The organism is Anabaena sp. TISTR 8404, from assembly GCF_056847745.1.
This window is the reverse complement of record NZ_CP180578.1, coordinates 5,552,728-5,578,709: the sequence shown is the minus strand read 5'-3', so window position 1 is coordinate 5,578,709 and position 25,982 is coordinate 5,552,728. Positions and strand designations below refer to the sequence as shown.

Sequence of the window (25,982 nt, the reverse complement as noted above, 5' to 3'; positions counted from 1 at the left end):
TATAGTAAATCGTGGGACGTAAGGGTCGGTGTCCGAGTGGTTAATGGAGACGGACTGTAAATCCGTTGGTTTGCGCCTACGCTGGTTCAAATCCAGCCCGGCCCACCTTAAATTCTAGATTTTGAATTTGCTTAAAGTTCAAAATCTAGAATTAGCACAAAGTTTTGCCCGTGTGGCTCAGTGGTAGAGCACACCCTTGGTAAGGGTGAGGTCACGAGTTCAATCCTCGTCACGGGCTTTTTATTTATTATGCATTTCAGGAAACGTGGCTTGAAGTTTAGCGAGCTTTGGCAAGTCATTTACTACAATATAAGGGCTGTCTGGATTACGTACAATATAATTTTGATGGTATTCCTCAGCTTGATAGAAACCTTTTAAGGGACTCAGTTCAGTGACAATCGGCTTGTTGAAAATTTTTGCTTGATTGAGTTGATCAATATATTTTTGTGCTTCTTGTTTCTGCGCTTCGTTAGCAAAAAATATCACTGAACGATATTGCTTACCTGAGTCAGGCCCTTGACGATTTAACTGTGTTGGATCATGGGCTACTAAAAAATAGACTTTTAGCAGTTGTTCGTATGATATCTGTGATGGATCATAAGTAATTTTTACTGTTTCCGCGTGATTAGTGAATCCAGAACTGACTAGTGTGTAGTCTGCGGTTTTAGCACTACCACCGGAAAAGCCGGAAACAACATCAGAAACACCTTTGAGATGCTCAAAAACTGCTTCCATTCCCCAAAAGCAGCCACCACCGAAAACAGCTACCTGTTTGGTTTGGGGTGTGGTGGTTGAAATCTCACTGGCGGGGGTGGGAAATATCACACGAGATGTGCCGTACAGAAGTAAAAAAGTCAGCGAAATTATAGACAAGTTGCGTACTAGGTTGCGAGAGAGAGTAAAGTTGCTATTTGACATAACGGTGTGAACTCCTTTACATAAAATATGATTGATTTAGTCTTTTTGTCATAAGATAGCGATCGCTATCTTTAAATCCAACTCAGTGATAAAAACCTTTAGACTTTGGCTTTTAATCCAGGTAATTTCAGAATAAAAGTACTACCATTCCCAAATTCTGACCGCAGTTCGACTTTACCGCCAATGCACTCCACAAGGCGTTTAACGATACATAAACCCATACCTGTGCCTCCTGTGGAACGGGTACGAGATGAATCTATGCGATAAAAGGGTTCAAAAATGCGGGACTGTTCTAACAAGGGAATACCACATCCCTTGTCACTGACTGTAATTATTGCCCAACCATCAGCCTGAGTTAACTGCAAAGTAACTGGCTGACTAGCATTGGAATATTGAACTGCATTGCTAATCAAATGGTTTAATATCTGCATTAGCTGGTTACGTTCTGCCTTGACTTCAATAGGAAAAGGTGGGATTTCTAGCTGAATTGCCCGATGATGAAATTTTTCTGTTATCTGGGCTATGGTGGTCACTAAATCATTGAGTAATAGTGGTTCAGCTTGCCAAGTGATTGTACTGTTATCTGCCCGTGCTAAATCTAGTAAGTCTTGTAGGATGTGATTCATTCTTTCAGCATCCGAAACAGCCATTGCCAGAGTTTCTTTTTGGTAATCTGCTAAATTATGACTACGTTGTAAACTTCTTTGCAGATATCCATAAACCATGCTGAGGGGTGTGCGTAATTCGTGCGCTAAATCGCTGATTAATTGTCGCTGCTGTTCTTTAGCTTCGGAAAGTCTGGTTAAAAATTCAATCCATGTCTGGGCTAACACCTGAATTTCGCTTGGTGTTTGATTTAACCCTAGCTGGTGAGGAATCAGTTCCGCAGTGCAGGTTTCTGCCCACTGATTCATCTGTTGCAATGGTAAGAGCGATCGCTTAATAAATAAAGTGGTGAAAACTGTTGTAGTAATTAGTGAAAAAATGCTCATAACTCCCCAACTTTGAATCACTGTCAACAGTTGAGACTCATCAGCAATACCATAATGTTGATGAGCCATAATCAGACATTGTTTTATTTCCCAACCAGCCCAAATTGTAAAGCTACTTAGTCCGAGCGTAACGATAATAATGATGCCAACAGTTAGGCGGAAATATAGTGAAGCAGGGTCAATTCTTGCTGGCAAAAATTTGACTAGTTTTATTTGAAAATTTTCTGAAAACTTCATTGGAATATCTCATTTATATACATTTCATGATTATCAGCTTAATAGTTATCATCAAAAAACACTAATAGTTGGCTAAAAAAATATCAGATAGCCAGAAAATTCAACAAATAGTGATGATTGAGTTGATTGTTTATGGCTCAAACAATCTACAATCAACGCTTCATATAATTTAACTTTAATAGGGGTAAACTTCAGAAAAATGAGTTTTTCCTGAATATAGTTAAAGCTTTTGCTGAAAATAATTTAAGAACTACATTATCAAGTATTTATCAAGGATCAACTTGGATGGCAATCTTCTCTTCTTTAGTAAGTCATACCAATTCACTGTTTCACTCAAAGGCAAGGCTATTTTTGATTTGATAAGTTCAGATCCCCGACTTCTTTGAGAAGTCGGGGATCTAACTGTTCATACTTGAAGGCGGTTATATTACTTAACCAATAGGTAAATTTCCTGGATTGACTGCATGAATATATTCACTACCAGAGTGCGGTCTACCTCTTTTATAACTAGCTTCTTCTGGATTACCCCATCCTAGTTGTAAAATCAACTCTAAAAAGTTAGGATTTTCCCACTTCCATAAACTTGCCCATTCAGTTCTGTGAGCAATTCTTTCAACATCAGATGTGGTAATTGGTTGATGTTGCTTACTGTTATTAAAACTTAAATATAAGTCCATACCCATAGTGACTTCATACCAAAAATTCAATATAGAATTTTTGGCAGACTGTAATATTGCCATGTCGCTCGTAAGGGCTACTAATTGGTTATCTACTTCTGGATAATGCAAGCTTTTGCCTTTAACTGTCATTTCGCGCCAGACAATACCAGAAACTTGATGTTCTCGTTGATAATCGTGAATAGCCGCTTTAAAATCTTGATAGGCAGTGAACTTTTGTAACCCATCGGTTCTGATGAACTGGTCTATTACAGGATTGCCAGAGACTGTTACTTCTAACTTCAGACGCTCTCCCTTAAGACAAGCTTGGCGTTCTGCTGCCAAAATTTGGATTAGCTCTTCGGTAGTGTAAACTTTTGACATTAGTTATTAGTCAATGGTCAATGGTCAATAGTCAAGAGTTTTAATCTTTTGACTATTAATTTCCGCAGTTGGGAAAACAGATTATTTAAACATTATCCTTTGCATGATGGGTGGTGCAGTAGCCGACAGTACTAAAAATTAGGGTAGACCATCTCAGTCTACCCTGGCAGTTATTTCGCTAATTCACTACTAAATTCGTTAAAAGAACGCCGCTTTAATTCCACTGACTCTGAGCGTGGTAATAAATCAAACACTTCTCTGAATTTATCGTCTATTTCCTCAAAAGGTACTTGACCTTTTTTGTTTAAGACTGCTTCACCTGACTGGTTAAATACGACAACTTGAGGTACAGCACCAGTGTAGTAGTAGCCTGGTTCTGTAGGATCGTATTTCTCTTTGAATGGAATTGTATCGATATCAACAGGGATGATTTCTGCTGCTCGACCGTAGAATGCCTGTACCTGAGAAATCACAATGGCATATTTTTTGCAATCGCTGCTGTCATCAACATAAAATGCCAAAAATGCAGGTTTATGTTCTGCTAAAGTCTGTGCTAGTGTTTGTCTTGGTGGCACCAAGGAACCATTGCCAGCATAAACGACAAACATATTGCCATCGTAAATATCATCATTAATACCAGCAAAAGCAGGTTTTATACTGAGCATCAGTAGACAAACAAGCAACAACAGGCATTTGGATACCAACCGTCGCCAGTCAGCCATGCTTTTTTGTAAAAAAATCAACTTTGTAATCTTCATCAAAAGGAACCTTGCAAGCTACGATTTGTCGTATGTTTGTGCTGAATTCGGCAAACTAAGCTGGATATGTAATTACACCCATGCACTATTTTTTAAGATAACGCCTATAGGTATCTGTGGGGAGTAGGGAGTGGTGGTTCGGCTCCGCTCACCAACCGGGAGTGGGGAGATGAGGAAAAAATTAATGACCATTGACCATTGACTATTGACCATTGACCATTGACTATTGACTACCAGAAGATTAGGGTACGGATGTGGGAAAGAAAATCAAATTGATAGATAGACTGCGACTCGGCTTTGCGGTATCGGCGGCAAAAACTGTAACTTTTATGGTGCGATCGCTGCGTTTAGGTGCTGCTAGTGTATTACCAGGGTCAATTGCGCGTCGAATTGAACCTCGACTTTTGCAATTATTAAGTCAGCAGGTAAAAAATGGCGTAATTCTCATTGCTGGGACGAATGGCAAAACTACCACATCGCTGCTGTTAAAAACAATTCTTGAGCGTAAAGGTTACCGCATTGCGCACAACTCCACAGGTGCAAATCTCGAAAATGGCTTGATGACAGCATTACTAGAAAACACTAACTTGGTGGGTACGCTGAATGCTGACTACGCCATTCTAGAAGTAGACGAGAATATCGTACCGAAGGTATTAACGCCACTCCAACCGCGAATTATCCTTTGTTTAAACTTGTTCCGCGACCAACTCGACCGATACGGCGAAGTAGACACCATCAGTAAGCGCTGGACAAAGGTGATTTCTACACTCCCAGAGTCAACGGTAGTAATTCCCAATGCTGATGACCCGACGTTATCTCACCTCGGTCAGCAGTTACCCCAACGGGTGTTATTCTTTGGCTTGAATGAACCAGAACAGTATCTCGAAGCCATTCAACACGCTGTTGATTCTATTTATTGTCCTAGTTGTGGACATTCTTTAGATTACAAAGGTGTTTACTTGTCCCACCTGGGAGATTTTACTTGTCCGAGTTGTGGTTTTAGTAAGAGTAAACCAAGCTTAGAAAGCAGTGAATGGGGACAAATTCTTGTTGGTTTGTACAACAAATATAATACTTTAGCTGCTGCCACTGCTGCTATTGAACTGGGTGTTGATGAAGCAACAATTAGAGATACTATTAATAACTTCCAAGCTGCTTTTGGTCGGGCGGAAGATTTAGTAATTGATGGTAAAAAAGTCAGAATTTTATTATCAAAAAATCCTGTAGGGACAAACGAAACTATTCGGGTAGTAAATCAAAGTACCGATAAAACAACACTAATGGTGTTGAACGATCGCACTCCCGATGGTACTGATGTATCCTGGATTTGGGATGTTGATACGGAAAAATTAGTCGAACGCGGCGGAACTATCGTAGTTAGTGGCGATCGCGTCTATGATATGGCATTACGTCTCCGCTATAGCGAAAAGTCTCTGGAAAGTAAACTAAACTTAATTGTCGAAGAAGATTTACGCCAAGCGATCGCAACTGCCCTAAATCATACCCCAGACAACGAAACCTTGCACATTCTACCTACCTATTCCGCCATGTTAGAAGTGCGTGAAGTTTTAACTGGTCGGAAAATCCTTTAATTAGAAAGTGGGGAGTCCTTACAAGTGTAGGTTTTTAATAATTGGATGAGTAATGACTCTAAAAATCACGAGTTAATTAGAGTTCTATCACCCCTACACCCCAAATCAATGTTTTTGGGGCAGAACTTAAAAAACCTACACCTGTCAGGAGACAAAGCGTAGCTTTCACGGGGTGGGGTTTTTTGATTTTAGTAAGTAATCAAGCGGTTATTTTATGAATAAAAATCTTGATTTATCGGCGTTGATCTGCGTACCATACGGGAAGCAGCTACGCGTCTACATCTGCGGCTAATTATTCTGATCTAAATAATATTCTGCAAACCATTAACTAATCTTTCTATCCCTGCTTTGGCTGTATTTTCTTGTAGCGCACCATAAGCAACGCGCAAATAGCAACCGTTTTGCATTCCAAAGGTTGTACCAGGAATCACCGCAACTTTGTGTTCTTGAATTAATCTTTTCACCAACTCAAAAGCATCCATTTGCGTATGTACTTTGAGAAAGAAATAAAAAGCACCATCAGCTTGAGCAATAGTACATAAACCTTGGAGATGGTTCAGCGAGTCTATCACTAACTGGCGTACTTTAGCGATCGCCCCAATATTTTCCTTTAAATACTCATCTTTTGCCTGCAATGCACCTAAAGCTGCATACTGGGAAACTACAGGCGGACAAATCAAAATAGTATCTTGAACTTTTTTGACAGCCACAAGTAAATGCTTGGGAATTACCATATAGCCAATGCGCCAACTTGCAAAACCATAAGCTTTAGAAAGGCTATATAGCGAAATTGTATGATTGCTACTGCCAGCAAATGCCCCTGGCGAAAAGTGTTTGACATCGTTGTAGGTAAAGTATTCGTAAGCTTCATCGCTGATATGGTAGATATGGCGATCGCGACAAATTTGATTGACTTGCCGTAAAGCAGTTTCAGAATAAACAACACCTGTGGGATTATTAGGGGAAATTGTGACAATTGCCTTTGTGCGAGGTGTAATTGCTGCGGCTAATGCTTCTGGACGCAGTTGGTAATTTTCATCCGTTTCTACCAACACCGGACGACAACCCGCCATTGTAATAGCCATTTCATGGTTGAAATAGTAAGGCGTATTCAGAATAATTTCATCACCAGGAGAAGTAATTGCCAAAATAGCGTTCATAAACGCCATATTGCTTCCGGCTGTCACAACAATGCAGTTGTCATCATTAATTTCAATACCGTTGAAAGCTGACAGTTTTGCTGTCAGTGCTGTTAATAAAGGGGGAATTCCCTCAACTGCTTTGTAGAGATGATTTGTTGATTCAGCCAAAAACTTCGGTAAAAGTTCAATAGCTTCTGATGGCGGACTGTAGGAAACCACACCTTGTCCCAGAGAAATGGTTCCCGGAGAATTTTGAATTAGTTCCCCAACCACAGGAATTATCGGCGACTGTACCGCCTGCATCCGAGAAATTAAATTGGTCATTTGTCAATAGTCAATATTCATTTGTTAATCCTCATCGCCCAATTCTCTAATCTTCTTCTGCCTCCGCCTCTCTCCTAAGCTGAAGTGAGTTCGATGAGTGCTTTTTTAACCTCACCCCCAGCCCCTCTCCTACGAGGAGAGGGGAGTAAAACCTTGGTTTTTTCTTGCTCCTCCCTCGCCTTTTAGGAGAGGGAGGTTGGGAGGGAGAGGTCTGTCGAATTCACGTTAAGCTGATAAAGGCGGAGGGAAGCGAATATCTGCATTGAATTGCGCCACATTGCTGCTGCGATGAATTGGTAACACATATTCTAAATTTTCATGGGGACGCGGAATCGTGTGATGGGAAAGTAACTCACCGCCATTAACTCGCTGTATTGCCTTTATCCCTGCGGCTACAGCTACATTTACCTCACCCACTTCTCCCCGAATGAGTACAGTAATTCGTCCTAAATCAGTATTTTCGTAACCAACAAGCGTGATGCGGGCAGCTTTGCACATTGCGTCTCCCACTTCTATTGCTGTAGGAACGCCATAAACTTCAATCATGCCTAGTGCCAGTGTCATGCTGCTAACAGAATGTGAGATTGTAGTAATATTATTCTCCTTTATTAAGGTAGAGACGTAGCATTGCTACATCTCTACATTTGTTCAAGCATTTACTAGACTAGTTGGAACTTTTTGACGCGCACGTTGTCCAATCTTGATCATCTTGACACCACGGCTAGGTGCTAAGGTAACACCTCGACGGCGGGCTACTTCTGGTTGATTATCAGCCAACGCAAGTTGATATTTTGACAAAATCGTGGCTAATACTAGTTTCATTTCAAAGACAGCCAAAGCTTCACCCAAACAGCGACGCACCCCACCACCAAAAGGCATAAATTCATAAGGAGAAAATTGGCGTTCCAGAAAACGTTCTGGCTTGAACTGTTTTGGTTCTGGATACAAATCCTCTCGTTGGTGAGTGAGATACATACAACCAACAACAGCTGTACCCGGTTCTAAATGATATCCCAGTAGTTCCACAGGTTCTTGTACTACTCTGGGAAACGTCAACATCGTAACGGGGCGAACTCGCAAGGTTTCGTTACAGACAGCCGTGAGATATGGCAAGCGAAACACACTCATAGGATCTGGTGATTCACCAAGGCTATCCAATTCTTGCAGCAATTTCTCTTTGACTTCCGGTTGTTGGTGAATTAGATATAAACCCCAAGCCATTGCTGTGGCTGTAGTTTCATATCCTGCTAATAATAAGGTGAGCAGTTCATCACGCAACTCTTGATCACTCATTGAGTTACCTGCTTCATCCTGAGATGACATTAATAGAGAGAGAATATCAATTCGATTGGGATTATTTTCGGCGCGGCGTTCGGCAATTTCAGCGTAAATTAATTGATCAATTTGCTGCTGATCTCGTAAGAATTTGCCCCAAGGACTCCAACTTCCTAAATCTTGTTGCAGGGAGGGGAAAAATAGAAAGCTAGAAGTTAATGGCGAACGAAATAGATCTGCTAACTTGAGTAGTAGTTGCTTAAATTGTTGACTGCGTTCGCCTTCATAAACACCAAACACTACCTGTAAGATAACTTGCATAGAAATTTCCTGGGTCATCTGACGCGCAGAAAATGTCTGATTTATGGGTAAGTTGTTAAAGACTTTTTCCGTTAAATTGCAAATTAGTTCACCATAGTTCCGCATCCTTTCACCATGAAAAGAAGGCATAACTAACTGTCGCCGCTTTCTGTGGCGATCGCCATCTAACATAAAAATAGAATAGTCCCCAACTATGGGGCGCATAATCCGATTTTCCTCACCTAAAGCCGCAAATTTTTTGCGATCGTTGGTTAAAACTTCTTGAATTGCCTGTGGTTCAGTCACAAATACTAATTCATCGCCAAAACCAATTATACTGGCAGTAAAAATGTCCGGATATTGGCGGGCTGCACTTTCCATATATCCTACAGGGTCAATTACCCACTGTAGCTTCTGGAATAAAGAGGGTTTTTTAATAGGATTAGGTAACTGCATTTGATTTTTGATGCCAAAATTGGTCTCAAAACAGGTTATCTACCTGTGCTTACTATGCAGTGTAGCGTTTACTCTGGCTGATTTTCATGAGACCTAATTGTGCGATCGCCTTTCTGTTGCAGTGAAGTATGATGAGTGCGATCGCAGAATTATTATTATGGATGCTACAACGAAGAATCATCTAACTCAGCGAGAGCTATTTTTACACAAGTACGAACACCTTTCCAATCACGTTCTGACAAGTGACCAATTAAAACTAAATTAGCAGAGGGTGGTAAAGTGACAATAAAACTACGAAAAATAGAAGCAACGCGTAATCCTGCTAATGACCAGTCCTGAAGTGCATAGTCAGTAATTCCCAGTGAGGTAGTCTGAGTAGTGATTAGTCCGATAATCACATCGGGACGTATTGTGTGATAAGTAGCTGATGAAAGAACCACAGCAGGACGACGCTTAACACCAGTGACACCTGGAAAATCAACTGTAACTACATCACCAGGATTTAATGTCACTAAACTATCTCCTCACCATCATCAAAGAAGGAAGCAGTATTTTGTAAGGAGAAAGATACTAAATCTAGCTGATCTTCCTCAGTCCAAGTATCACTGTCGTCGATAATCGATAGATTTTGCTGAACTAAATCATTTAAAATTAGGTTCGCTAAACGCAGCCTTTCAGTTGGCGGCAAGTTACGAACAACTTGACTGTATATTTCTTGGGCAGTATTAGACATAATCAAATCTCCTGCACCTATTTTAAACACAATCTAGTTGTGCGATCGCCTATATGTTGCAGTGGTATGCTATGAGTCTTCGACTATATCATAAGTTCATATAACCATCTGATGCCTAATTAGAATTTAGTTCCAATGTTGTTCTGGTATGTACCCATTTTGCATTTCCGAAATTTAATTAAATTGTAAAAATTAAATTTTAAATCCGCTCATTAACCGTTGTTACTTGTGTTGTTTGAGTTCTCAGATTCGTTACTTCCAGAGGAAATTGGAGGATTTTGAGTACTAGAAGTATTAAGATTTTTCTCTGGATCTTTGGGTGGTTGAGGGCGCAATTCAGAAATACCATTCCAACTGTGTATATTCTGACTGCCTTGAGCATTAATTATTTTATCTGAATTCATATTTAAGTTTTTCTAATTTAAATTAGTTGCAGCCGAAACAATTCCAATAATTACTACTAATAGTATACCAAATATAAAACTTATTGCAGCAACCCAATCTAAGCATCTTAAAATTTTATCTTGAGTTTTATTTTGCTTAAGTACTTCTTGAATATGTAGGGCATTTCTATCTAAAATAAAAAGAACGGCTATTACTGTAATTAAAAAAAAGATAAGAGCAAAACAGAAAAGAGCTATTTGTAGCTCGTTAGAAGCACCAACCGTCCTTAGTAAAGTAACTAACAAGCCAATAGCAGTACTTGATAATCCTAATAATTGTTTATCACGCTCAATCTTAGTATTTAGCCAAGCACTAATCATGGCAATGTAAAAGGCCTTATCTTTTGCTTCGTATTCTTCCTGCTGTCGCTTACTTTGACTAAAATCATCATCTGGTTCCATCACTTAACCTTTCTGACCTGATTGTCTATGGTGTATTGGGTTGCATTGCAAAGTAGTACAATAGCAATACTATGCAATACAATCTGAGCTGACAAGGCAGTGAGCAAAGAAAATATTACATTTCAGATGGATAAGGATAAAAAGGCTGCGCTTGATGAAATTGTTTCAAAGATGAATAGCAATCGCAGCTACATAATCAATGCAGCTATAGACGCTTATTTAGAGATGTACCAGTGGCAAATTGAAGAAATTCAAAAAGGAATTGCTGAAGCTGATGCAGAAGATTTTGCTAATGATGAGGAAGTAAAAGCAACCTTTGCAAGATTCACAAAAGTAAATTAATTCATCCACGTCCATCCGCTTTTATCAGTGGTTAATTTATCCTCAAAAATCCTCATCATCAACAAAAAACTCAGCATCTTCCTCAAACCGATTATTCCCGGAACCAGCCAGTCCCCACAGAGGTTGCAGCACAGCTATACCAATTACCCCAATCGCTGCACTAAAAGCCAGCACTAAACCGACTGGGATCTGAATTGATTGGAAACTTAAAAACTTCAACGCTACTGGTGTGGCATTTTGGACTGAGATAATTGCGATCGCCACTATCCAAACAGCCACAACAACCGATATTAACAAATTAGCAAAAGTCTTCATAAAACAACATAAATTGAAACAGATGAACACAGATATTTATCAATGTTCATCTGTGTTCATTTGCAGTTTAAACTCTTATCCTAACTTAGCAATTTCGCTCTCCATTACTTGAGCGATTTGGGAGAGTTTTTCAGGGGTATTAGTTTCCATGTAAACGCGCACCAGTGGTTCTGTTCCCGAAGGACGCAATAGTACCCAGCTACCTTCTTCGAGGTAAAGTTTAATACCGTCTTTCCGTCCGGCTTCTTTGACCTTAATACCCGCAACTTCTGAGGGTGGGTTTTTGGTGTAGGAGTCGATAACAGCGGTTTTGTGGGCTTCGGTTAAGTGTAGGTCAAGACGCTTGTTATACAAGGGGCCATCGGCTTCCGCGATCGCTTCTTTGACAAGTTGACTTAGGGGTTTGCCTTCGTAGGCGATCGCTTCTGCTACTAGCATATCGGCTAAAACACCGTCTTTTTCGGGAATATGCCCAATAACACTTAAACCGCCTGATTCTTCACCCCCAATCAGTACGGTAGTTTCCCGCATTTTTTCACCAATGTATTTAAAACCTACTGGTGTCTCATAAATTGGCAGACCGTATTTAGCTGCGAGATTATCTAATAGGTGAGTTGTCGCTACTGTACGGACAATTGCACCACTTTTACCTTTGTTTTTGATTAAATGCCTTGCTAACACTAACAGCACTGTGTTAGGGGTGAGGACATTGCCTTGCTCATCTACAATACCAAAGCGATCGCTATCACCATCTGTTGCTAAACCTAAATCAGCTTGGTCGCGGCGTACTGCTTCAACTAACTCTTCTAGTTGTTCGCCTTTGGGTTCTGGCATTCCGCCCCCAAATAATACATCCCGCCAAGTGTGGAAACTTTCTAAGTCTGTACCACTTTGTTGCAAAACTTCATCTAAATAACCGCGAGATGTGGAATATAGCGCATCATATTTAACTTTTAGATGGGCGCTTTTGATGCGTTCTACATCGAGCAATGTGTAGATAAATTGCAAATAATCGGGTTTGGGATCAAAAATTGAAATTGACCCGCTAGGGTTATTACTAGGCAGATCATCCGAGGCACTTTCAATATTTGCCACAATAGTATCAGTGATTTCTGGAGTGGCAGGCCCGGCATAATCAGGGATATATTTAATTCCACAATATGGTGCAGGGTTATGGCTGGCTGTAAACATCAACGCCCCCGCTGAATTTAAGTGACGGGCGTTGTAGGCAATTACTGGTGTGGGGCAATCCCTGTCAGTAATTTTGACCGTCCAACCCAAGTCTGCTAAGACTTGCGCGGCTGTACGGGCAAACTGATCAGCTAAAAACCGCGTATCGTAAGCAATGAGAACTGGTCTATCTTTAGAGTAGGCTGTTTCGAGGTAACTTGCGATCGCTCTGGTTACTTTCCGCACGTTGGGGAAAGTAAAATCATCGGCAATAATTCCTCTCCATCCATCAGTCCCAAATTTTATTTTGCTGGAATTGCTACTAGCGCTCATTGTTGCCTATTTCTCCCGTCCATCTTCAGTACTCTATTAGGAAGCTTCCCGCAAAGCGTGCGTAGCCGCAAGTATCAAAAGAAGTTATGAGCAGCAAATCAAAGTATTAATGCTCAAATTTCTCCCCACTGTATTTCTTCTCACTGCTTGTTAGCGATGTCAACCCCCGACCGACCATTTGCCAGTTATCACCTTTGGTCTTTAATTGCCCCAGCAATCGGGCAAGAACGCTGGCATTGTCAGATGCGACGTGGGTTTATTAAAGCACGTCAACATGAACCCCAAGTTAAAGCACTGTTAACAAGGGCTACAGCACCGCAGCGGATTGGTATACTCGCCCAAAAAGGCGTTTATGAGTTTCATCATAATAGACATTTGTTAAACAAATCCGATGGTGTTGAAAAAGTTGCACAGTTATTAAAACTCAGCAATACTAGCTACCAAGTTCAACAGCGTGTCATCCAAATTTTGAAAAGATATCAAAATGCACCGTTGTTGCGGGGGAAAAATATTCTGCAATTAACGCCAGGTGATGAAGGTTTTCCCAAGCCAATTATCATTGGCAATGGTGATTCTTGTTTCCGCTTATATGCAGCTATGGACTGCATTTTTATTGACGGCGATCGCACTTTACATATTTTAGATTTTAAAACTGGCAAAGCTACTTTTGACGAGAGACAAGCATTAGTTTATTTACTAGCTGCGCGTTATCTTTATCCAGGCAGGCAAGCAGTAGCATCATTTTATAATTTAGAATTGGGTAAAAAATCAGATTTAATTAAAATCAACAATCATGAATTTGAAAATTTAAAAGATGATTTAGCTACGATTGCTCATAAACATCAAGATGATTTACTAAAATATAAGGAAAAGAATAGTAATTTCAGTAAAATTTTTCCACCCAACCCTGGCTATCATTGCCGATTCTGTCCATTTAATTCTATTTGTGATTTTGCGGCTGTCACTTCTTATCCCAACGCAGTAGTACCAGTTTAAAATATATGGCAGTTCTCAATTATATCCCCGACTTCTTGAGGAAGTCGGGGATATTTTTTGTTGACATCTCATTCAAAATCAACAAATTTCTTTAAAATACGATATGTCAATATCACCAAAATAAAGAATCACGGCAATATTTACTTGTTCTAAAACTTGAACTAGCCATTTAATACTGATGGTAGTTGCAGATTCATAGTGATGAAATAGAATTGCTAACTTCTTTTCAAGATACGGTTTAGCTTTGCGGCAAATTAAAATAATTTTTAGCAATAATCCAGTCGTAATTATTGTACCCTGGTTGCTAATTAAGTCGATAAAATTGAAATGCTGTATGGATACATGACTTTCGACAATTAAAAAATTTAATAAATGACTACAAGTGCGCAAAATTAAAAATTCGTCTAACCTTTGCTTATCAGCGTGTGGTAGGGTATTTTTTAACTGTGTAGATAATTTTTGCTGCAACTGACGTTTTCCCGAACCTCCAGCAATTGAGGATATTAGATATTCATACAAATCATCTTTAAAATCTCGAAAACAAGCAGCCTGTTGACTAGAACGTAAAAATTTCTGTGCTAATTCTAGGTAAGTGTAGTTACCTTCGACCTTACCAAGAAAATGTTGGAGAGTGGCATGAAGTTCGCGATCGCTTAATAATGTAGGATTGTTTACAGGGCGTAAAACCCTTTCTGCTTCGTCTGCTGAGGCTTTTTTGATTATCTGAGTGCGACGTACTTGATAAGTGACGTATTTAGATAAATCAACTTCAAATTGTCGTTGTACCTGTGCTTGCATTTGCTTGACACGCCATTGGTGTTCAAAGCTAGAATCATCACTTATCAAGCAATGTTCATATAAATAAGGGTAGCGACGAATTAAAGTGATTAAAGGCTGATTTTCTTGATGAATATTTTCCTCGGTAGTTTTCGTCATTACCTGTACAAACCGACGTAAAGTTAAGTACTGTTCACTGACGATAAAAATTTGAATTAATTCACGCAACCGCCTAATATTGCGATAACGAAAACTTGTAGTTCTCGACCTAGTTGGTGCAATTTCAAATAATTTTACTAACTCTGGAATAGCATAATGCAATTGTGGCTGCATATGCCAACGATTAATTAATATATGACAGCAACGATTAAGAAAAAATTGAAACTCATGTACAGCATTTTTAGATGCCGTAATTTTATCTAATATTAATAATATTTCTGGCTCAGGATAATCTGCGCCTTCAATAAATAAAGCGCGACATCTCTGAATCATTTCCTGGGGAGATTTGACTTGCACTAAGTGCAGCAAATGTTGATATATCTGCTGTTCTTCAGCATTAGTCTGCTGAGAATTTTGTGCCAAGTATGAAGGTACATAAGATTGCTTACTGGTAACTAGAATATGATTACCAGTAACCTGCGGTTTGGGAATTTTTTGAGATTTACGATTTATCCAATCATTCACGTTATTGTTACCACTTTTAAACTGGGTTGATGAATTTTATGGGATAAAGATTTCGTTTGTGCAAACTCCAGAAATCTAATCTCTATATTTACTAGTATTTTTAATTACCTTCAGGACAATAAATCTCAATCTTATGCTGGCTTAACCAGCCCTTCGGGGCAGGAATAGGGAATAGGAAACAGTGAAACAATTAGCCCCGAAAAAAGGGATTCAAGCCCCTTAATTCATGAATGAAAAAAATCAAATATTTGAAACGAGATTGCTGACAACGAGTTTCAATGCGTCCCTATTCTATCCCTACTTTTAAGTATGGGTGTTGGATTGTTGCCTGTTGCCCGTTCCCTGTTCCCTTTTAAAACCGCTGCCTTGAGAACGCGGCGGTATTAACTATATACAGTGAAGACTATCCTAATTATGAAAAGCTGTCTTGAGGGTGTCTACGGGTTCTGCTGTGTAGACTGACTACAGAACCATGTCCATACTGTTACTAGTGAATGTTGCTTAATTTCAGAATTACAATTATCGACTTGATATTAGAGGGTCAAAATCTCCGATGAAAAATTTGGAGGATATGACCCAACTAACGAAGTAAAAATTAAAAAGGTGATAATTCTTTCAGAATCGTAAAGCGAATATGATTAATCGCCAAATCACCTATGGGAATATCATCTTTTGTGAGTCTGACACCTTGACTAGTTAAAGTTTCAAAAGAGATACCCTTGCCAATTTCAATGTGATACCAACACAAGCCCATAAAAAAGCGAGTCGGATAAGGGCCACCATATCCCAAATCATCAGGATTCGATTCCATTGGCAACCAGCCAAAATTTGGGATGTAAAATTCCAACCAAACATGGTTAAAATCTGGTTGTAATGGTACGCCTTGGTGTTCCCCATAAGGAGGACATTTGTATCTACCAACTGTACGACAGGGTATACCATTCAAACGGCATAAAGCCAGTAAAACGCCCACATACTCACCGCAAGAACCAACTCCTCGTTCTAAAACTATATCTGGAGTGTCGATGTAGGGTTTAATGCCGTAAGACAACTCATCATAAACATAGTTACGGATACTATACATTTTCCGTAACAAGTTGGTTTCTGAGCCAATGGCATCACGGGCAGCATTGCGAACTATCGGCGTGTCCATTGCTAAATCGTCGTCATCTACTAGGTAACGACTTTGAAATTCTGCTGAGAGTTCAGGCAAATCTTCCGTATCTTTAGGCGTAATCCGATACTTAATTCCCCGCACTTCTAACAATGCTTTCCAGCCAAATACGTGCCTTTCACCAGGAGTTAGGGCATCAAATTTAAATACTGCTACCCTTTGTCCATCAATTAGTTCTTCTGTAAAAGGGATACCAATGGGTTCAACGTGTTTGAGGGTTTGGCGTTCTGTTTCTGAGGGTAAGGCGATGCGCCATTCAACATCCGGCAAATATACTTCTTCTAATGGCGAAATTTCTTCAGCATAAGACATTTCGATGAGATAGCCATTAGAAAGGGCGTAGCGTTTCTCAGGGTTGTAATAATAATGCAGGGGATGAATGAAAGTCCGATCGCGGTAAGTTAACTCATGATTCGGATCAGCATTAGGATTATCCCGAATGTAAGGTTCCTCAGAAGCATAAGCAACATAAAGAGTTTCCTTACCTGTTTCAGCATCTTGATGTACTGCAATACCTGTAGGCGAATCAAAGGGTGTCAAAACACTAAAATTTACTTCTCCTGTGGCTCTGTCCATCGAGTAAACTGTTTGTTCAGTGCGATCGCAAATCCACAGAGTTTCTTGAGTCACTGTCAAATTTTCTACACCGACTCCAGGCGCATAAAATTTAGTAATTTCTTTGCGCGTATTGCGGTCAAAAATCAAAATGTAACCTAACTTTTGGCAGCTAACATAAACTGTTGAGTCCCAAACAGCTACACCATTAGCGGTATAAGGTAATGTAGCAAAATGCTCTAATCCTAAAGAGCCAAGTTTAGCTAAATAAACACTATTGCCACGAGTTACCCAGAGGGTATCTTCCCAAATTGCTAAACCAGTGACATCATTAAATTCTTTAACTTGGTGAGGATTGATAATTTTACTATTGTCAGACTCAGGATCAATCTCTAGTAGATGCCCTTTTGTACTGTCAATCGCAATCAGTGTATCTTTAATAAACGCAATGCCACATAGGGAGGCAGCCGTAAGCGGTCGAATTGTCCTTTGCCCAAACATCTGGCTAGCAATCTAACTAGGGAGTGCAAAATTTATCTTAAGCATATATATTCAACGGTTTAGCACGCCTAGCATTAATTTTGCTATAACCTCTAGACGGAACCGCAAATTTTTGTGGGAACAATTTTTTATAATCTGTTCTAATAAATACTATGAATTACATAAAAATACATAAAATCCTAACTTAAAAAAAGTTAGCAAATGTTTGGAAACACATTTAAACTTATACAAGTTAGGAATCAATCTAATGTAACTTTGGTGGATGGTTTTCCTGCCATCACTAAATTATGATCGAATTTTGTCACCTTTTTCTGTAACCTATACAATGTCTGCTAATTCTCTGCCTGACAGTGCCACAAATTGGCACACTTTGGAAGTTGATAAAGCTCTAGGCCTGCTTGATAGTAAGGCAGACAGTGGCTTAACACCCCAAGAAGTTGAACAACGGTTGCAAAAATACGGCCCCAATGAATTAGAAGAACATGGTGGTCGTAGTGCTTGGGAAATTCTGCTCGATCAGTTCAAGAACATTATGTTGTTGATGCTGATTGCAGTGGCTTTTATCTCTGGATTTTTAGATTTTACAGCTTGGCAAGCGGGCGAATTAAAGCCAGGAGAAGTGCCATTTAAAGATACAATTGCAATCCTGGCAATTGTAATTCTCAATGGCATCCTTGGTTATGTCCAAGAAAGCCGCGCCGAAAAAGCTTTAGCCGCACTTAAACAAATGGCTTCTCCTTTAGTGCGAGTCATCCGCGATCGCAAATTGTTGGATGTAGCAGCTAAAGAAATCGTTCCCGGAGATATCATGCTGCTGGAAGCAGGAGTGCAGATAGCCGCAGATGGACGCTTAATCGAACAGTCCAATTTACAAGTACGAGAGTCAGCATTAACAGGTGAGGCGGAAGCTGTCAACAAGCAAGCAACACTCCAATTACCTGAAGATACATCGTTAGGCGATCGCATTAACTTAGTTTTTCAAGGTACAGAAGTTGTCCAAGGGCGGGGCAAGGTTCTGGTGACAAACACCGGAATGAAGACAGAACTAGGTAAAATTGCCGCCATGTTGCAATCAGTGGATAGCGAACCCACACCTTTGCAGCAACGAATGACCCAACTAGGTAATGTCCTAGTTTCTGGTTCTTTGATTTTGGTGGCGATCGTTGTCATTGGCGGTATTATCCAGGCTAGAGGTTTTAGCAACCTCAAAGACTTGTTAGAAGTATCTTTGAGTATGGCGGTGGCAGTAGTCCCAGAAGGTTTACCGGCAGTTATTACTGTTACCTTGGCATTAGGAACCCAGCGAATGGTACGCCGCAATGCCTTGATTCGTAAACTGCCAGCGGTAGAAACTTTAGGTTCTGTCACCACCATTTGTTCTGATAAAACTGGCACACTCACCCAGAACAAAATGGTGGTGCAATCAATTTTCACCAACAACAATACTTTTCGGGTGACTGGAGAAGGTTACGCTCCTGTGGGTGATTTTCAATTAGATGGTCAAAAAATTCCCGTTGAAGATTATCCTGAAATCCCAGGTTTGTTAGTTGCCTGCGCCGTTTGTAACGACTCAGTATTGCAAAAAGAAAAAGGCGAATGGGCAATTTTAGGCGACCCCACAGAAGGTGCATTGGTAACATTAGCAGGCAAAGCTGGCATTGAAAAAGACCAGTGGAACAGTAAGTTACCCCGTGTGAGTGAATTTCCCTTTTCCTCAGAACGCAAACGCATGAGCGTGATTACTCAAGTCGAGGAAGTTGCCACAGGGGAACCATCGTTAACGGCAGTTGATCCGGCAATTTCTGGTTTTGTCAACTCTGAACCTTATGTGATGTTTACCAAAGGTTCACCAGAGTTAATTTTGGCTCGTTGCAATGAAATTAGTTTGGGTACACACTCAGCACCATTAACCGAAGAACAACGCAGCAAAATTCTGGCAGCCAATGACCAAATGGCCAGTAATGGCTTGCGTGTATTAGGTTTTGCCTACAAACCACTCACCGAAGTTCCTCCTGAAGGCTCAGATGAAGAATCAGAGCGAAATTTGGTGTGGCTGGGATTAGTCGGAATGCTAGATGCACCACGCCCAGAAGTGAGAGCCGCAGTAGCAGAATGTCGTCAAGCCGGGATTCGCCCCGTCATGATTACAGGCGACCATCAATTAACAGCTCGCGCCATTGCGATCGATTTGGGTATTGCTCAAGAAGGCGATAGAGTGCTGACTGGTCAAGAATTGCAACGCATGAGCGATGAGGAACTAAAGGAACAAGTTGACTTAGTAAGCATCTATGCCAGAGTTGCCCCAGAACACAAACTGCGGATTGTACAAGCATTGCAACGCCGGGGTAGATTTGTTGCTATGACTGGCGATGGTGTAAATGATGCTCCAGCCTTAAAACAAGCAGACATTGGCATTGCGATGGGTATCACTGGTACAGATGTGAGTAAAGAAGCCAGTGATATGGTACTGCTAGATGACAACTTTGCTACCATCGTAGCGGCGACCAAAGAAGGTAGAGTTGTTTACACCAATATCCGCCGCTTTATCAAATACATCCTAGGTAGCAACATTGGCGAAGTTTTGACTATTGCCGCTGCACCAATCTTAGGTTTGGGAGGCGTTCCTCTAACACCATTACAAATTCTCTGGATGAACTTGGTAACAGACGGTTTACCAGCCTTGGCATTGGCAGTAGAACCACCAGAACCAGATGTGATGAAACGTCCACCCTTCAGTCCCCGCGAAAGCATTTTTGCCAGGGGGTTGGGTTCATACATGATTCGCATTGGGATTATCTTTGCGATTATTACGATTATTCTGATGGAATGGGCATACTATCATTCCCAAACTGTAACAGGGGACGGACTTGACCCAGAACGTTGGAAAACAATGGTATTTACCTCCTTGTGTATTGCACAGATGGGTCATGCGATCGCAATTCGCTCTAATAACCAACTCACCATTGAGATGAATCCCTTATCCAATCTTTTTGTACTGGGGGCTGTAGTTGTCACCACGATTTTGCAACTCATGCTGATCTATGTTCCACCTCTACGAGAGTTCTTTGGCACTCACTGGCTACCACCTACAGAATTAGCTATTTGTATTGGTTTTAGTGCCTTAATGTTTGTGTGGATTGAAGCAGAGAAAATTTTCTTCCGTTTAAGGGGCAAGAAAACCGTTTAAAAAGTTAAAAGGTAAAAGTAAAAAATCAAAAGAAAATTCATACAATCATTTTGCTTTTTATTCTTTTACCTTTTGCCTTTTGCCTTTTTACTTAAAATATGTATCTCAAAACTTTACACCTGAGACAATTTCGGAATTACCAAGACCAAAAGGTTGAATTTAATGCTGCCAAAACAATTTTGGTAGGAAATAATGCTCAGGGTAAGTCGAATTTGTTGGAAGCCGTAGAGTTATTGGCAACATTGCGATCGCATCGGATGGCACGCGATCGCGATTTAATTCAAGATGGAGAAGCTTTCGCTCAAATCAACGCCAGCCTGGAACGACAAACGGGTATCAGTGATTTAACTTTAACTCTCCGCCGTAATGGTCGCCGCAGTGTGGCGATTAATGGCGAGACTGTACGACGACAAATGGATTTTTTAGGTGTTCTCAACGCCGTACAGTTTTCCAGCTTGGATTTAGAACTAGTGCGCGGTAGTCCAGAAGTCCGGCGCAACTGGTTAGATACTTTGTTAATTCAACTTGAACCAGTGTACGCCCACATTTTGCACCAGTACAACCAAGTATTACGTCAGCGCAACGCCTTTCTCAAAAAAAACCAAGACTCACTACTCCCCACTCAGCACTCAGAACTTGCTCTTTGGGATGCACAGTTAGCCACTACAGGTACAAGAGTAATTAGAAGACGCGATCGTGCTATCCAAAGATTAGCTCCCATTGCAACGGCTTGGCACGCCAGTATCAGTGGTAGTACAGAAAACCTCGAAATTAAATATTCGCCGAATGTGCCTTTGGTGCAGAACCAACCAGAAGAAGTTCAGCAAGCTTTTTTAACCAAAATTCAGCAACGCGCTGTTGCCGAACTCTACCGAGGTACTACCCTTGTCGGCCCTCATCGTGACGAAGTAGAATTGACTATCAATCAAACGCCTGCTCGGCAATATGGTTCTCAAGGTCAGCAACGAACCCTAGTACTAGCCTTAAAACTCGCAGAATTACAACTGATTGAAGAAGTTGTTAAAGAGCCGCCACTGTTGTTGCTTGATGATGTCCTAGCTGAATTAGATCCATACCGTCAAAATCAATTGCTCGATGCTATTCAAGACCGTTTTCAAACCCTAATAACTACAACTCACTTGAGTTCTTTTGATTCTCAGTGGTTGAATTCTTCTCAAATTCTGTTTGTGAAAGCAGGAGAGATATCAATGAAGTAGTCAATAGTCAAGAGTCAATGATCAAAATGACAAATGACAAATGACAAATGACAAATGACATTTCAATTATGCAAAAAACTAACCACAAATTAGACCCACAAGAAATTGCCTCATTAGGAGCATCATTACGAGCAATTGAGCAAAAGCTCTTAAAACAAAGACGGAAAGAGGGTTATAAAAAAATTTGGTTTCAAGGGGAAGAACCTTATTTTGATGTTTTTTTTGAATTTGAGTATGAAAAAATAGTTTGGTTTCAGTTTACTTTGCGTGGAAAAACAGTTTCATGGGATATAAAAAGACCTGAATTACAAACAGGTAATACTAACGAGTTGTGTACTGATGATGTGAGTTTTTACGCAGCCAGTAAAACTATTGAGACTGACACAAAAACAGATTGGGAATTTATAGACTTAGTTAAATTAATTTTAGAGACTAGAGCAGAAGAGGAAATTTTTACTAAAGCATTAGCATTATTTAATAAGTAGAAATTTGGTAATAAGCAATCTCCAAAATTGGAATTTAATTATTTTCTAATCTCTTAAAAAGATTCAGTACTAAAATAGTCAATAAAGCAGCAATTAATCCTAATTGCCATAAACCACACCCAGCAGCAATTCCCAAAGCGGCTGAAACCCAAATTGCTGCTGCTGATGTAAGTCCGTGAATTTCAGGGTGCTGTAATTTTTGGGAAGATTCACGTACAATTTCTCCAGCCCCAAGAAATCCCACGCCTGCTGCAATGCCTTGAATTACACGGCTGAGAGCATCAGGACTAGGTTCTAATACAGTTGTTTGCAAAGGGATGAGAGTAAACAATGCTGAACCCAAACTGACCAGCATGTGAGTTCTTAAACCTGCTGGCTTACGCCTGATTTGACGTTCTATACCAATAACTGCGCCTAACAGCAAAGCTAGACACAGCCTAAAAACGATATTCCGCCAATCATTTGGTGCAAAGTAGAAAGTGTTGAACAATTTTGTTTTAAGATATAAAGTATTATATGCTACTGTAACTTAAAAATAGCAGCACTAAGTCTAAAATATAGAGCTTAGTAAAAGATATTTTGCTACTATTTTTATGACCAAAATTAATGCATATATTTATTTAGGAATATTGCTGATTCTAAATTTTTTGTATAGCTAAGAGCATATAGATTAGAACATTTTGAAAGTGTAAATGTCAGAAAACGTAATGCTTTTACCTTCTAACTACTAGCTTCTACGCTCAAAATATTCTTAGTTAGTTTGATCAATTTGACTGGACAGCCTGGTGTGATGGGAAATTTAAAGATATTTCAGGTCAATTATTGATTTCCAAGTCAATTATAGTAATGATGTATTGTCAACTGCATTGAGCGCGGCACTGTTTTCAGCAGATGATATAGAATTTGGATGAAAATTTATGGCAATATAAATGATCTACACTAACGGCATAGCTTTTAAGCTGATGGACTAGCTATTTGAGTGCTAAAACCGATTAATAAGTAAAATTTTAACTCAAACTGCTAAATTTAGCCATAAACTCAATGCTTGAAGGCTTGATACCTGTCTATGTTTTTATATAGGGCGATTGCACAAAAAATGTTAATTATTCAAGGGGTGAGATTACTGCAACACATTGTGTAATGAGTTATTAACTCATAACTAAGTCAAATTAATCTTAAATAATAAACTAGGAAGAACTTCTCTCGGCAGATAATTTACTAAATATCCTCTGAAGATTTACTGAGAGAAAAAGCCTGTAGTGGCAAATTGACAACAATAAAAAATAAAGTGAGTGGAAAAAGTCTACTGGCTTGACCAAATTAAACTGCAAGACCGCGCCCAAGTAGGTGACAAAGCATTTTACTTAAGCAGAATCATGCAGCGTGGCTACCCTGTGGTACCTGGTTTTGTAGTTTCAGCAGAAGTTTTGCGGCAATTTTTAGACACTATCAACAGTTCAGAATCTTTAGTTGCAGACTTACCTTATTCTTCATTACACCTTGACGTAGCTAATTGGCGACAACTTCAGCTAGTGGCTAGTCGCTTGCGTCAAGAAATTATTGCTGCAACTGTACCGCCACAGTGGGTAAGTACAATTTTTACAGCGGCTAAAGAATGGCAAAGCAAGTACTTGATTTTGCAACCAACATTGTCAGTCTCAAACACTGCTCAAGGGGTGGGAAATACATCTGGATTGCTGGAGCCAATTTTTTGTTACTGCGACGAAGATGCGATCGCTTTAGGATTAAAGCGCATTTGGAGTCAGCTATTTCGCGCTAGAAGCTTACTGTATTGGCAACGCATAGGAATTGATTTGCAAAATGTGAATTTGGCTGTGTTAGTGCAACCAATGCAAAATGCGATCGCCAGTGGCTCACTTCATGCTGATTCCTCTGGGTGGACAATTGAAGCTACTTGGGGATTAGGAGTAGCACTCACCAGAGGCGAAGTCTTACCAGATTTATACTACATCCAGCAAGAAACAGGTGTTGTCTTAGAACGACATTTGGGTAATAAGTTACTGGCTTATCGTCTTGAAGATGGGACGACTGCATTTTCTGAGCAACCGCTACTCCAACCAGTCCTCACTGATGAAAATACTGGCCTAGTTGCTTACCTACTTGCGGAAGAACCACAAAAACAATACGCTCTTCCAGAGCCAAATTTGCAACAAGTGATCGCTTTGGGGAATCAACTAGTAAGTGAACTAGGTAACAGTTTTACTGTCCAGTGGAGTATTTTAAATGTAGATTCAGTTTCTCAGATCCAAATCACAGAAGTTAACACTCCGCTATCAAAAATTCCCAATTTACAGTTAATCAAAGGATTAGGCGCAGCTACAGGACGTGTTACGGCTACGGCTTATGTGATTAATTCGCTACAAAAACCTGAGCAAATACCCCAAGGAGTTGTTCTTGTTATCCCTGCGATCGCACCTGATTGGTTGCCTTTAATGCAGCAAGTTGTGGCAATTGTCACAGTACAAGGTGGGTTGACTAGCCATGCAGCAATTTTAGCCAGAGAATTAGGTATTCCCGCTGTTGTCAGTGCCAAAGATGCTACAACCTTAATTCAAACTGGAGAAAAATTGCTCGTAGATGGCGATCGGGGAGAAATTTATCGCCTGAGAGACAGCAAAGCCGGAAGTGGAGAAAATCAAGAAAACAATTCCACAATCTCTTCGGCTTCATTACACCATCCGCTTGTTAGCCCTCATCTGCCCATGATTGCTACTCAACTACTGGTTAACCTGAGTCAGCCTAGTTTAATCGAGCGATCGCAAAACTTACCTGTCGATGGGTTAGGATTGTTACGCTCAGAATTAATGTTATTAAACATCCTGGAAGGGCAACATCCTCACAGTTGGATTCTGAGTGGTCGTCGGGTTGAACTTTTGGAGTTATGGACACAGCAAATTATCAATTTTGTGCGTGCTTTTACTCCCCGGCCAGTTTTTTATCGCTCACTCGATTGGCGATTCCACGAGTTCCCCTCACTAACTCATACTGCGCCATCTGTGCCACATTCTATCCTTGGCGATCGCGGCACATTAAGTTATGTCAGCAATCCTGCTGTGTTTGAGTTGGAAATAACAGCTTTGCTCAATGTCCAAAAAGCTGGCTACAGCAATCTTCGCCTTTTGTTACCGTTTGTGCGAAATGTGGCTGAGTTTACTTTTTGCCGACATAAAGTTGAGCAAGTCGGGTTAACTCAAGCCTCGCAGTTTCAATTGTGGATTATGGCAGAAGTACCTAGTGTTTTATTTTTACTGCCAGAGTATGTCAAAGCTGGTGTAGCTGGAATCTCGATTGGCACGAATGACCTCACACAACTGCTGCTGGGAGTAGATCGAGAACAAGGACAGCTAACAAAAACCTTTGATGAACGTCATCCAGCAGTTATGGGTGCGATCGCACAACTGATCCAGATGGCAAAAAATGCCGGAATACCCTGTTCGATTTGCGGTCAAGCGCCAGCATTGTATCCCGAAATTATTGACCATCTGGTGGAATGGGGTATTACTTCAATTTCTGTAGAACCGGAAGCAGTTGAGCGAACATATCAGGCGATCGCCCGTGCTGAACATCGTTTAATTTTGGCAGCAGCACGCCGAAAGCTTGAATAATTTGTCGT

23 protein-coding genes and 2 tRNA genes are annotated in these 25,982 nt (G+C 40.3%); 9 read left to right on the top strand and 16 right to left on the bottom strand.

Translation table 11 applies throughout. The features are described from left to right. Positions 1 to 22 precede the first annotated feature (22 nt). Both ACMX3D_RS24240 and ACMX3D_RS24235 read left to right on the top strand, forming a co-directional pair. Positions 23 to 105, top strand: a tRNA-Tyr gene (locus ACMX3D_RS24240). Positions 106 to 166: 61 nt separating this feature from the next. Beyond that, positions 167 to 238: transfer RNA gene (locus ACMX3D_RS24235), tRNA-Thr, on the top strand. A 2-nt stretch (positions 239 to 240) separates the two neighbouring features. Here the strand turns inward: ACMX3D_RS24235 and msrA are convergent. From msrA to ACMX3D_RS24215, 4 genes are all read right to left on the bottom strand, one after another. After that, on the bottom strand, positions 241 to 918 hold the full coding sequence (gene msrA / locus ACMX3D_RS24230; protein WP_482748353.1) for a peptide-methionine (S)-S-oxide reductase MsrA: 678 nt from the start codon (positions 916 to 918) through the stop codon (positions 241 to 243). Between the two features lie 98 nt (positions 919 to 1,016). Further along, positions 1,017 to 2,147, bottom strand: coding sequence for a sensor histidine kinase (locus tag ACMX3D_RS24225; RefSeq protein WP_482748352.1), 1,131 nt, complete (start codon positions 2,145 to 2,147; stop codon positions 1,017 to 1,019). Between the two features lie 431 nt (positions 2,148 to 2,578). Beyond that, positions 2,579 to 3,187, bottom strand: a complete 609-nt coding sequence (locus tag ACMX3D_RS24220; protein ID WP_482748351.1) for a hypothetical protein — start codon at positions 3,185 to 3,187, stop codon at positions 2,579 to 2,581. A gap of 170 nt (positions 3,188 to 3,357) precedes the next feature. Then, a complete protein-coding gene (locus ACMX3D_RS24215) occupies positions 3,358 to 3,945 on the bottom strand; it encodes a thylakoid membrane photosystem I accumulation factor (protein ID WP_482748350.1) in 588 nt (195 codons plus the stop codon). A gap of 254 nt (positions 3,946 to 4,199) precedes the next feature. Between ACMX3D_RS24215 and ACMX3D_RS24210 the strand changes: the two genes are divergently transcribed. Continuing rightward, the gene (locus tag ACMX3D_RS24210) at positions 4,200 to 5,537 is read left to right on the top strand and encodes a MurT ligase domain-containing protein (RefSeq protein WP_482748349.1); all 1,338 of its coding nucleotides are present in this window, start codon (positions 4,200 to 4,202) and stop codon (positions 5,535 to 5,537) included. A gap of 302 nt (positions 5,538 to 5,839) precedes the next feature. Here the strand turns inward: ACMX3D_RS24210 and ACMX3D_RS24205 are convergent, their stop codons facing one another. From ACMX3D_RS24205 to ACMX3D_RS24175, 7 genes are all read right to left on the bottom strand, one after another. Continuing rightward, a complete protein-coding gene (locus ACMX3D_RS24205) occupies positions 5,840 to 7,003 on the bottom strand; it encodes a pyridoxal phosphate-dependent aminotransferase (protein WP_482748348.1) in 1,164 nt (387 codons plus the stop codon). A 225-nt stretch (positions 7,004 to 7,228) separates the two neighbouring features. Next, complete coding sequence (locus ACMX3D_RS24200; RefSeq protein ID WP_482748347.1) at positions 7,229 to 7,567, bottom strand: carbon dioxide-concentrating mechanism protein CcmK; 339 nt, start codon at positions 7,565 to 7,567, stop codon at positions 7,229 to 7,231. Positions 7,568 to 7,651: 84 nt separating this feature from the next. Further along, positions 7,652 to 9,034, bottom strand: coding sequence for a cytochrome P450 (locus tag ACMX3D_RS24195; protein ID WP_482748346.1), 1,383 nt, complete (start codon positions 9,032 to 9,034; stop codon positions 7,652 to 7,654). Between the two features lie 164 nt (positions 9,035 to 9,198). Beyond that, positions 9,199 to 9,546 carry a type II toxin-antitoxin system PemK/MazF family toxin gene (locus ACMX3D_RS24190; RefSeq protein ID WP_482748345.1) on the bottom strand — a complete coding sequence of 116 codons (348 nt, stop codon included), beginning with the start codon at positions 9,544 to 9,546 and terminating at the stop codon, positions 9,199 to 9,201. Next, positions 9,546 to 9,767, bottom strand: coding sequence for a hypothetical protein (locus tag ACMX3D_RS24185; protein WP_482748344.1), 222 nt, complete (start codon positions 9,765 to 9,767; stop codon positions 9,546 to 9,548). Before ACMX3D_RS24185 ends, ACMX3D_RS24190 begins: the two co-directional genes overlap by 1 nt. Before the next feature lie 212 nt (positions 9,768 to 9,979). Then, a complete protein-coding gene (locus ACMX3D_RS24180) occupies positions 9,980 to 10,171 on the bottom strand; it encodes a hypothetical protein (protein WP_482748343.1) in 192 nt (63 codons plus the stop codon). Between the two features lie 12 nt (positions 10,172 to 10,183). Further along, positions 10,184 to 10,612 carry a hypothetical protein gene (locus ACMX3D_RS24175; protein WP_482748342.1) on the bottom strand — a complete coding sequence of 143 codons (429 nt, stop codon included), beginning with the start codon at positions 10,610 to 10,612 and terminating at the stop codon, positions 10,184 to 10,186. 99 nt (positions 10,613 to 10,711) lie between these two features. On the opposite strand from ACMX3D_RS24175, the gene ACMX3D_RS24170 reads away from it, so the two are divergent. Beyond that, entirely contained in the window at positions 10,712 to 10,954 is a 243-nt protein-coding gene (locus ACMX3D_RS24170; protein WP_482748341.1) for a CopG family ribbon-helix-helix protein, read from the top strand. Positions 10,955 to 10,996: 42 nt separating this feature from the next. Here ACMX3D_RS24170 and ACMX3D_RS24165 read toward each other — a convergent pair whose 3' ends face one another. Further along, complete coding sequence (locus ACMX3D_RS24165) at positions 10,997 to 11,269, bottom strand: LapA family protein (RefSeq protein WP_482748340.1); 273 nt, start codon at positions 11,267 to 11,269, stop codon at positions 10,997 to 10,999. Positions 11,270 to 11,344: 75 nt separating this feature from the next. Further along, on the bottom strand, positions 11,345 to 12,772 hold the full coding sequence (locus ACMX3D_RS24160; RefSeq protein ID WP_482748339.1) for a phosphoglucomutase/phosphomannomutase family protein: 1,428 nt from the start codon (positions 12,770 to 12,772) through the stop codon (positions 11,345 to 11,347). A 156-nt stretch (positions 12,773 to 12,928) separates the two neighbouring features. On the opposite strand from ACMX3D_RS24160, the gene ACMX3D_RS24155 reads away from it, so the two are divergent. Further along, positions 12,929 to 13,768: a PD-(D/E)XK nuclease family protein gene (locus tag ACMX3D_RS24155; RefSeq protein ID WP_482748338.1), complete on the top strand. Its 840-nt coding sequence runs from the start codon at positions 12,929 to 12,931 to the stop codon at positions 13,766 to 13,768. A gap of 78 nt (positions 13,769 to 13,846) precedes the next feature. Here the strand turns inward: ACMX3D_RS24155 and ACMX3D_RS24150 are convergent, their stop codons facing one another. Beyond that, positions 13,847 to 15,229, bottom strand: a complete 1,383-nt coding sequence (locus ACMX3D_RS24150) for a hypothetical protein (protein ID WP_482748337.1) — start codon at positions 15,227 to 15,229, stop codon at positions 13,847 to 13,849. A gap of 595 nt (positions 15,230 to 15,824) precedes the next feature. Continuing rightward, positions 15,825 to 17,459 carry a transglutaminase domain-containing protein gene (locus tag ACMX3D_RS24145; RefSeq protein WP_482748336.1) on the bottom strand — a complete coding sequence of 545 codons (1,635 nt, stop codon included), beginning with the start codon at positions 17,457 to 17,459 and terminating at the stop codon, positions 15,825 to 15,827. A gap of 325 nt (positions 17,460 to 17,784) precedes the next feature. Here ACMX3D_RS24145 and ACMX3D_RS24140 point away from each other — a divergent pair, with 325 nt between their 5' ends. From ACMX3D_RS24140 to ACMX3D_RS24130, 3 genes are all read left to right on the top strand, one after another. Next, positions 17,785 to 20,646, top strand: a complete 2,862-nt coding sequence (locus ACMX3D_RS24140) for a cation-translocating P-type ATPase (protein ID WP_482748335.1) — start codon at positions 17,785 to 17,787, stop codon at positions 20,644 to 20,646. Positions 20,647 to 20,744: 98 nt separating this feature from the next. Beyond that, positions 20,745 to 21,863, top strand: a complete 1,119-nt coding sequence (gene recF, locus ACMX3D_RS24135; protein WP_482748334.1) for a DNA replication/repair protein RecF — start codon at positions 20,745 to 20,747, stop codon at positions 21,861 to 21,863. Positions 21,864 to 21,931: 68 nt separating this feature from the next. Further along, positions 21,932 to 22,348: a hypothetical protein gene (locus ACMX3D_RS24130; protein ID WP_482752417.1), complete on the top strand. Its 417-nt coding sequence runs from the start codon at positions 21,932 to 21,934 to the stop codon at positions 22,346 to 22,348. Between the two features lie 34 nt (positions 22,349 to 22,382). On the opposite strand, the gene ACMX3D_RS24125 is transcribed toward ACMX3D_RS24130, so the two are convergent. Continuing rightward, positions 22,383 to 22,838 carry an MgtC/SapB family protein gene (locus tag ACMX3D_RS24125; RefSeq protein ID WP_482748333.1) on the bottom strand — a complete coding sequence of 152 codons (456 nt, stop codon included), beginning with the start codon at positions 22,836 to 22,838 and terminating at the stop codon, positions 22,383 to 22,385. An 802-nt stretch (positions 22,839 to 23,640) separates the two neighbouring features. Here ACMX3D_RS24125 and ACMX3D_RS24120 point away from each other — a divergent pair. Continuing rightward, positions 23,641 to 25,974 (top strand): putative PEP-binding protein, encoded by a 2,334-nt coding sequence (locus ACMX3D_RS24120; protein WP_482748332.1) that lies wholly within the window; start codon positions 23,641 to 23,643, stop codon positions 25,972 to 25,974. The last annotated feature ends 8 nt before the right edge of the window (positions 25,975 to 25,982 follow it).

What these genes read in the sequence shown, in the direction of transcription:
- msrA (WP_482748353.1), bottom strand. Translation starts at nt 918, where the DNA reads ATGTCAAATAGCAACTTTACTCTCTCTCGCAACCTAGTACGCAACTTG.
- ACMX3D_RS24225 (WP_482748352.1), bottom strand. Translation starts at nt 2,147, where the DNA reads ATGAAGTTTTCAGAAAATTTTCAAATAAAACTAGTCAAATTTTTGCCA.
- ACMX3D_RS24220 (WP_482748351.1), bottom strand. Translation starts at nt 3,187, where the DNA reads ATGTCAAAAGTTTACACTACCGAAGAGCTAATCCAAATTTTGGCAGCA.
- ACMX3D_RS24215 (WP_482748350.1), bottom strand. Translation starts at nt 3,945, where the DNA reads ATGAAGATTACAAAGTTGATTTTTTTACAAAAAAGCATGGCTGACTGG.
- ACMX3D_RS24205 (WP_482748348.1), bottom strand. Translation starts at nt 7,003, where the DNA reads ATGACCAATTTAATTTCTCGGATGCAGGCGGTACAGTCGCCGATAATT.
- ACMX3D_RS24200 (WP_482748347.1), bottom strand. Translation starts at nt 7,567, where the DNA reads ATGACACTGGCACTAGGCATGATTGAAGTTTATGGCGTTCCTACAGCA.
- ACMX3D_RS24195 (WP_482748346.1), bottom strand. Translation starts at nt 9,034, where the DNA reads ATGCAGTTACCTAATCCTATTAAAAAACCCTCTTTATTCCAGAAGCTA.
- ACMX3D_RS24185 (WP_482748344.1), bottom strand. Translation starts at nt 9,767, where the DNA reads ATGTCTAATACTGCCCAAGAAATATACAGTCAAGTTGTTCGTAACTTG.
- ACMX3D_RS24180 (WP_482748343.1), bottom strand. Translation starts at nt 10,171, where the DNA reads ATGAATTCAGATAAAATAATTAATGCTCAAGGCAGTCAGAATATACAC.
- ACMX3D_RS24175 (WP_482748342.1), bottom strand. Translation starts at nt 10,612, where the DNA reads ATGGAACCAGATGATGATTTTAGTCAAAGTAAGCGACAGCAGGAAGAA.
- ACMX3D_RS24165 (WP_482748340.1), bottom strand. Translation starts at nt 11,269, where the DNA reads ATGAAGACTTTTGCTAATTTGTTAATATCGGTTGTTGTGGCTGTTTGG.
- ACMX3D_RS24160 (WP_482748339.1), bottom strand. Translation starts at nt 12,772, where the DNA reads ATGAGCGCTAGTAGCAATTCCAGCAAAATAAAATTTGGGACTGATGGA.
- ACMX3D_RS24155 (WP_482748338.1), top strand. Translation starts at nt 12,929, where the DNA reads ATGTCAACCCCCGACCGACCATTTGCCAGTTATCACCTTTGGTCTTTA.
- ACMX3D_RS24145 (WP_482748336.1), bottom strand. Translation starts at nt 17,459, where the DNA reads ATGTTTGGGCAAAGGACAATTCGACCGCTTACGGCTGCCTCCCTATGT.
- ACMX3D_RS24140 (WP_482748335.1), top strand. Translation starts at nt 17,785, where the DNA reads ATGTCTGCTAATTCTCTGCCTGACAGTGCCACAAATTGGCACACTTTG.
- recF (WP_482748334.1), top strand. Translation starts at nt 20,745, where the DNA reads ATGTATCTCAAAACTTTACACCTGAGACAATTTCGGAATTACCAAGAC.
- ACMX3D_RS24130 (WP_482752417.1), top strand. Translation starts at nt 21,932, where the DNA reads ATGCAAAAAACTAACCACAAATTAGACCCACAAGAAATTGCCTCATTA.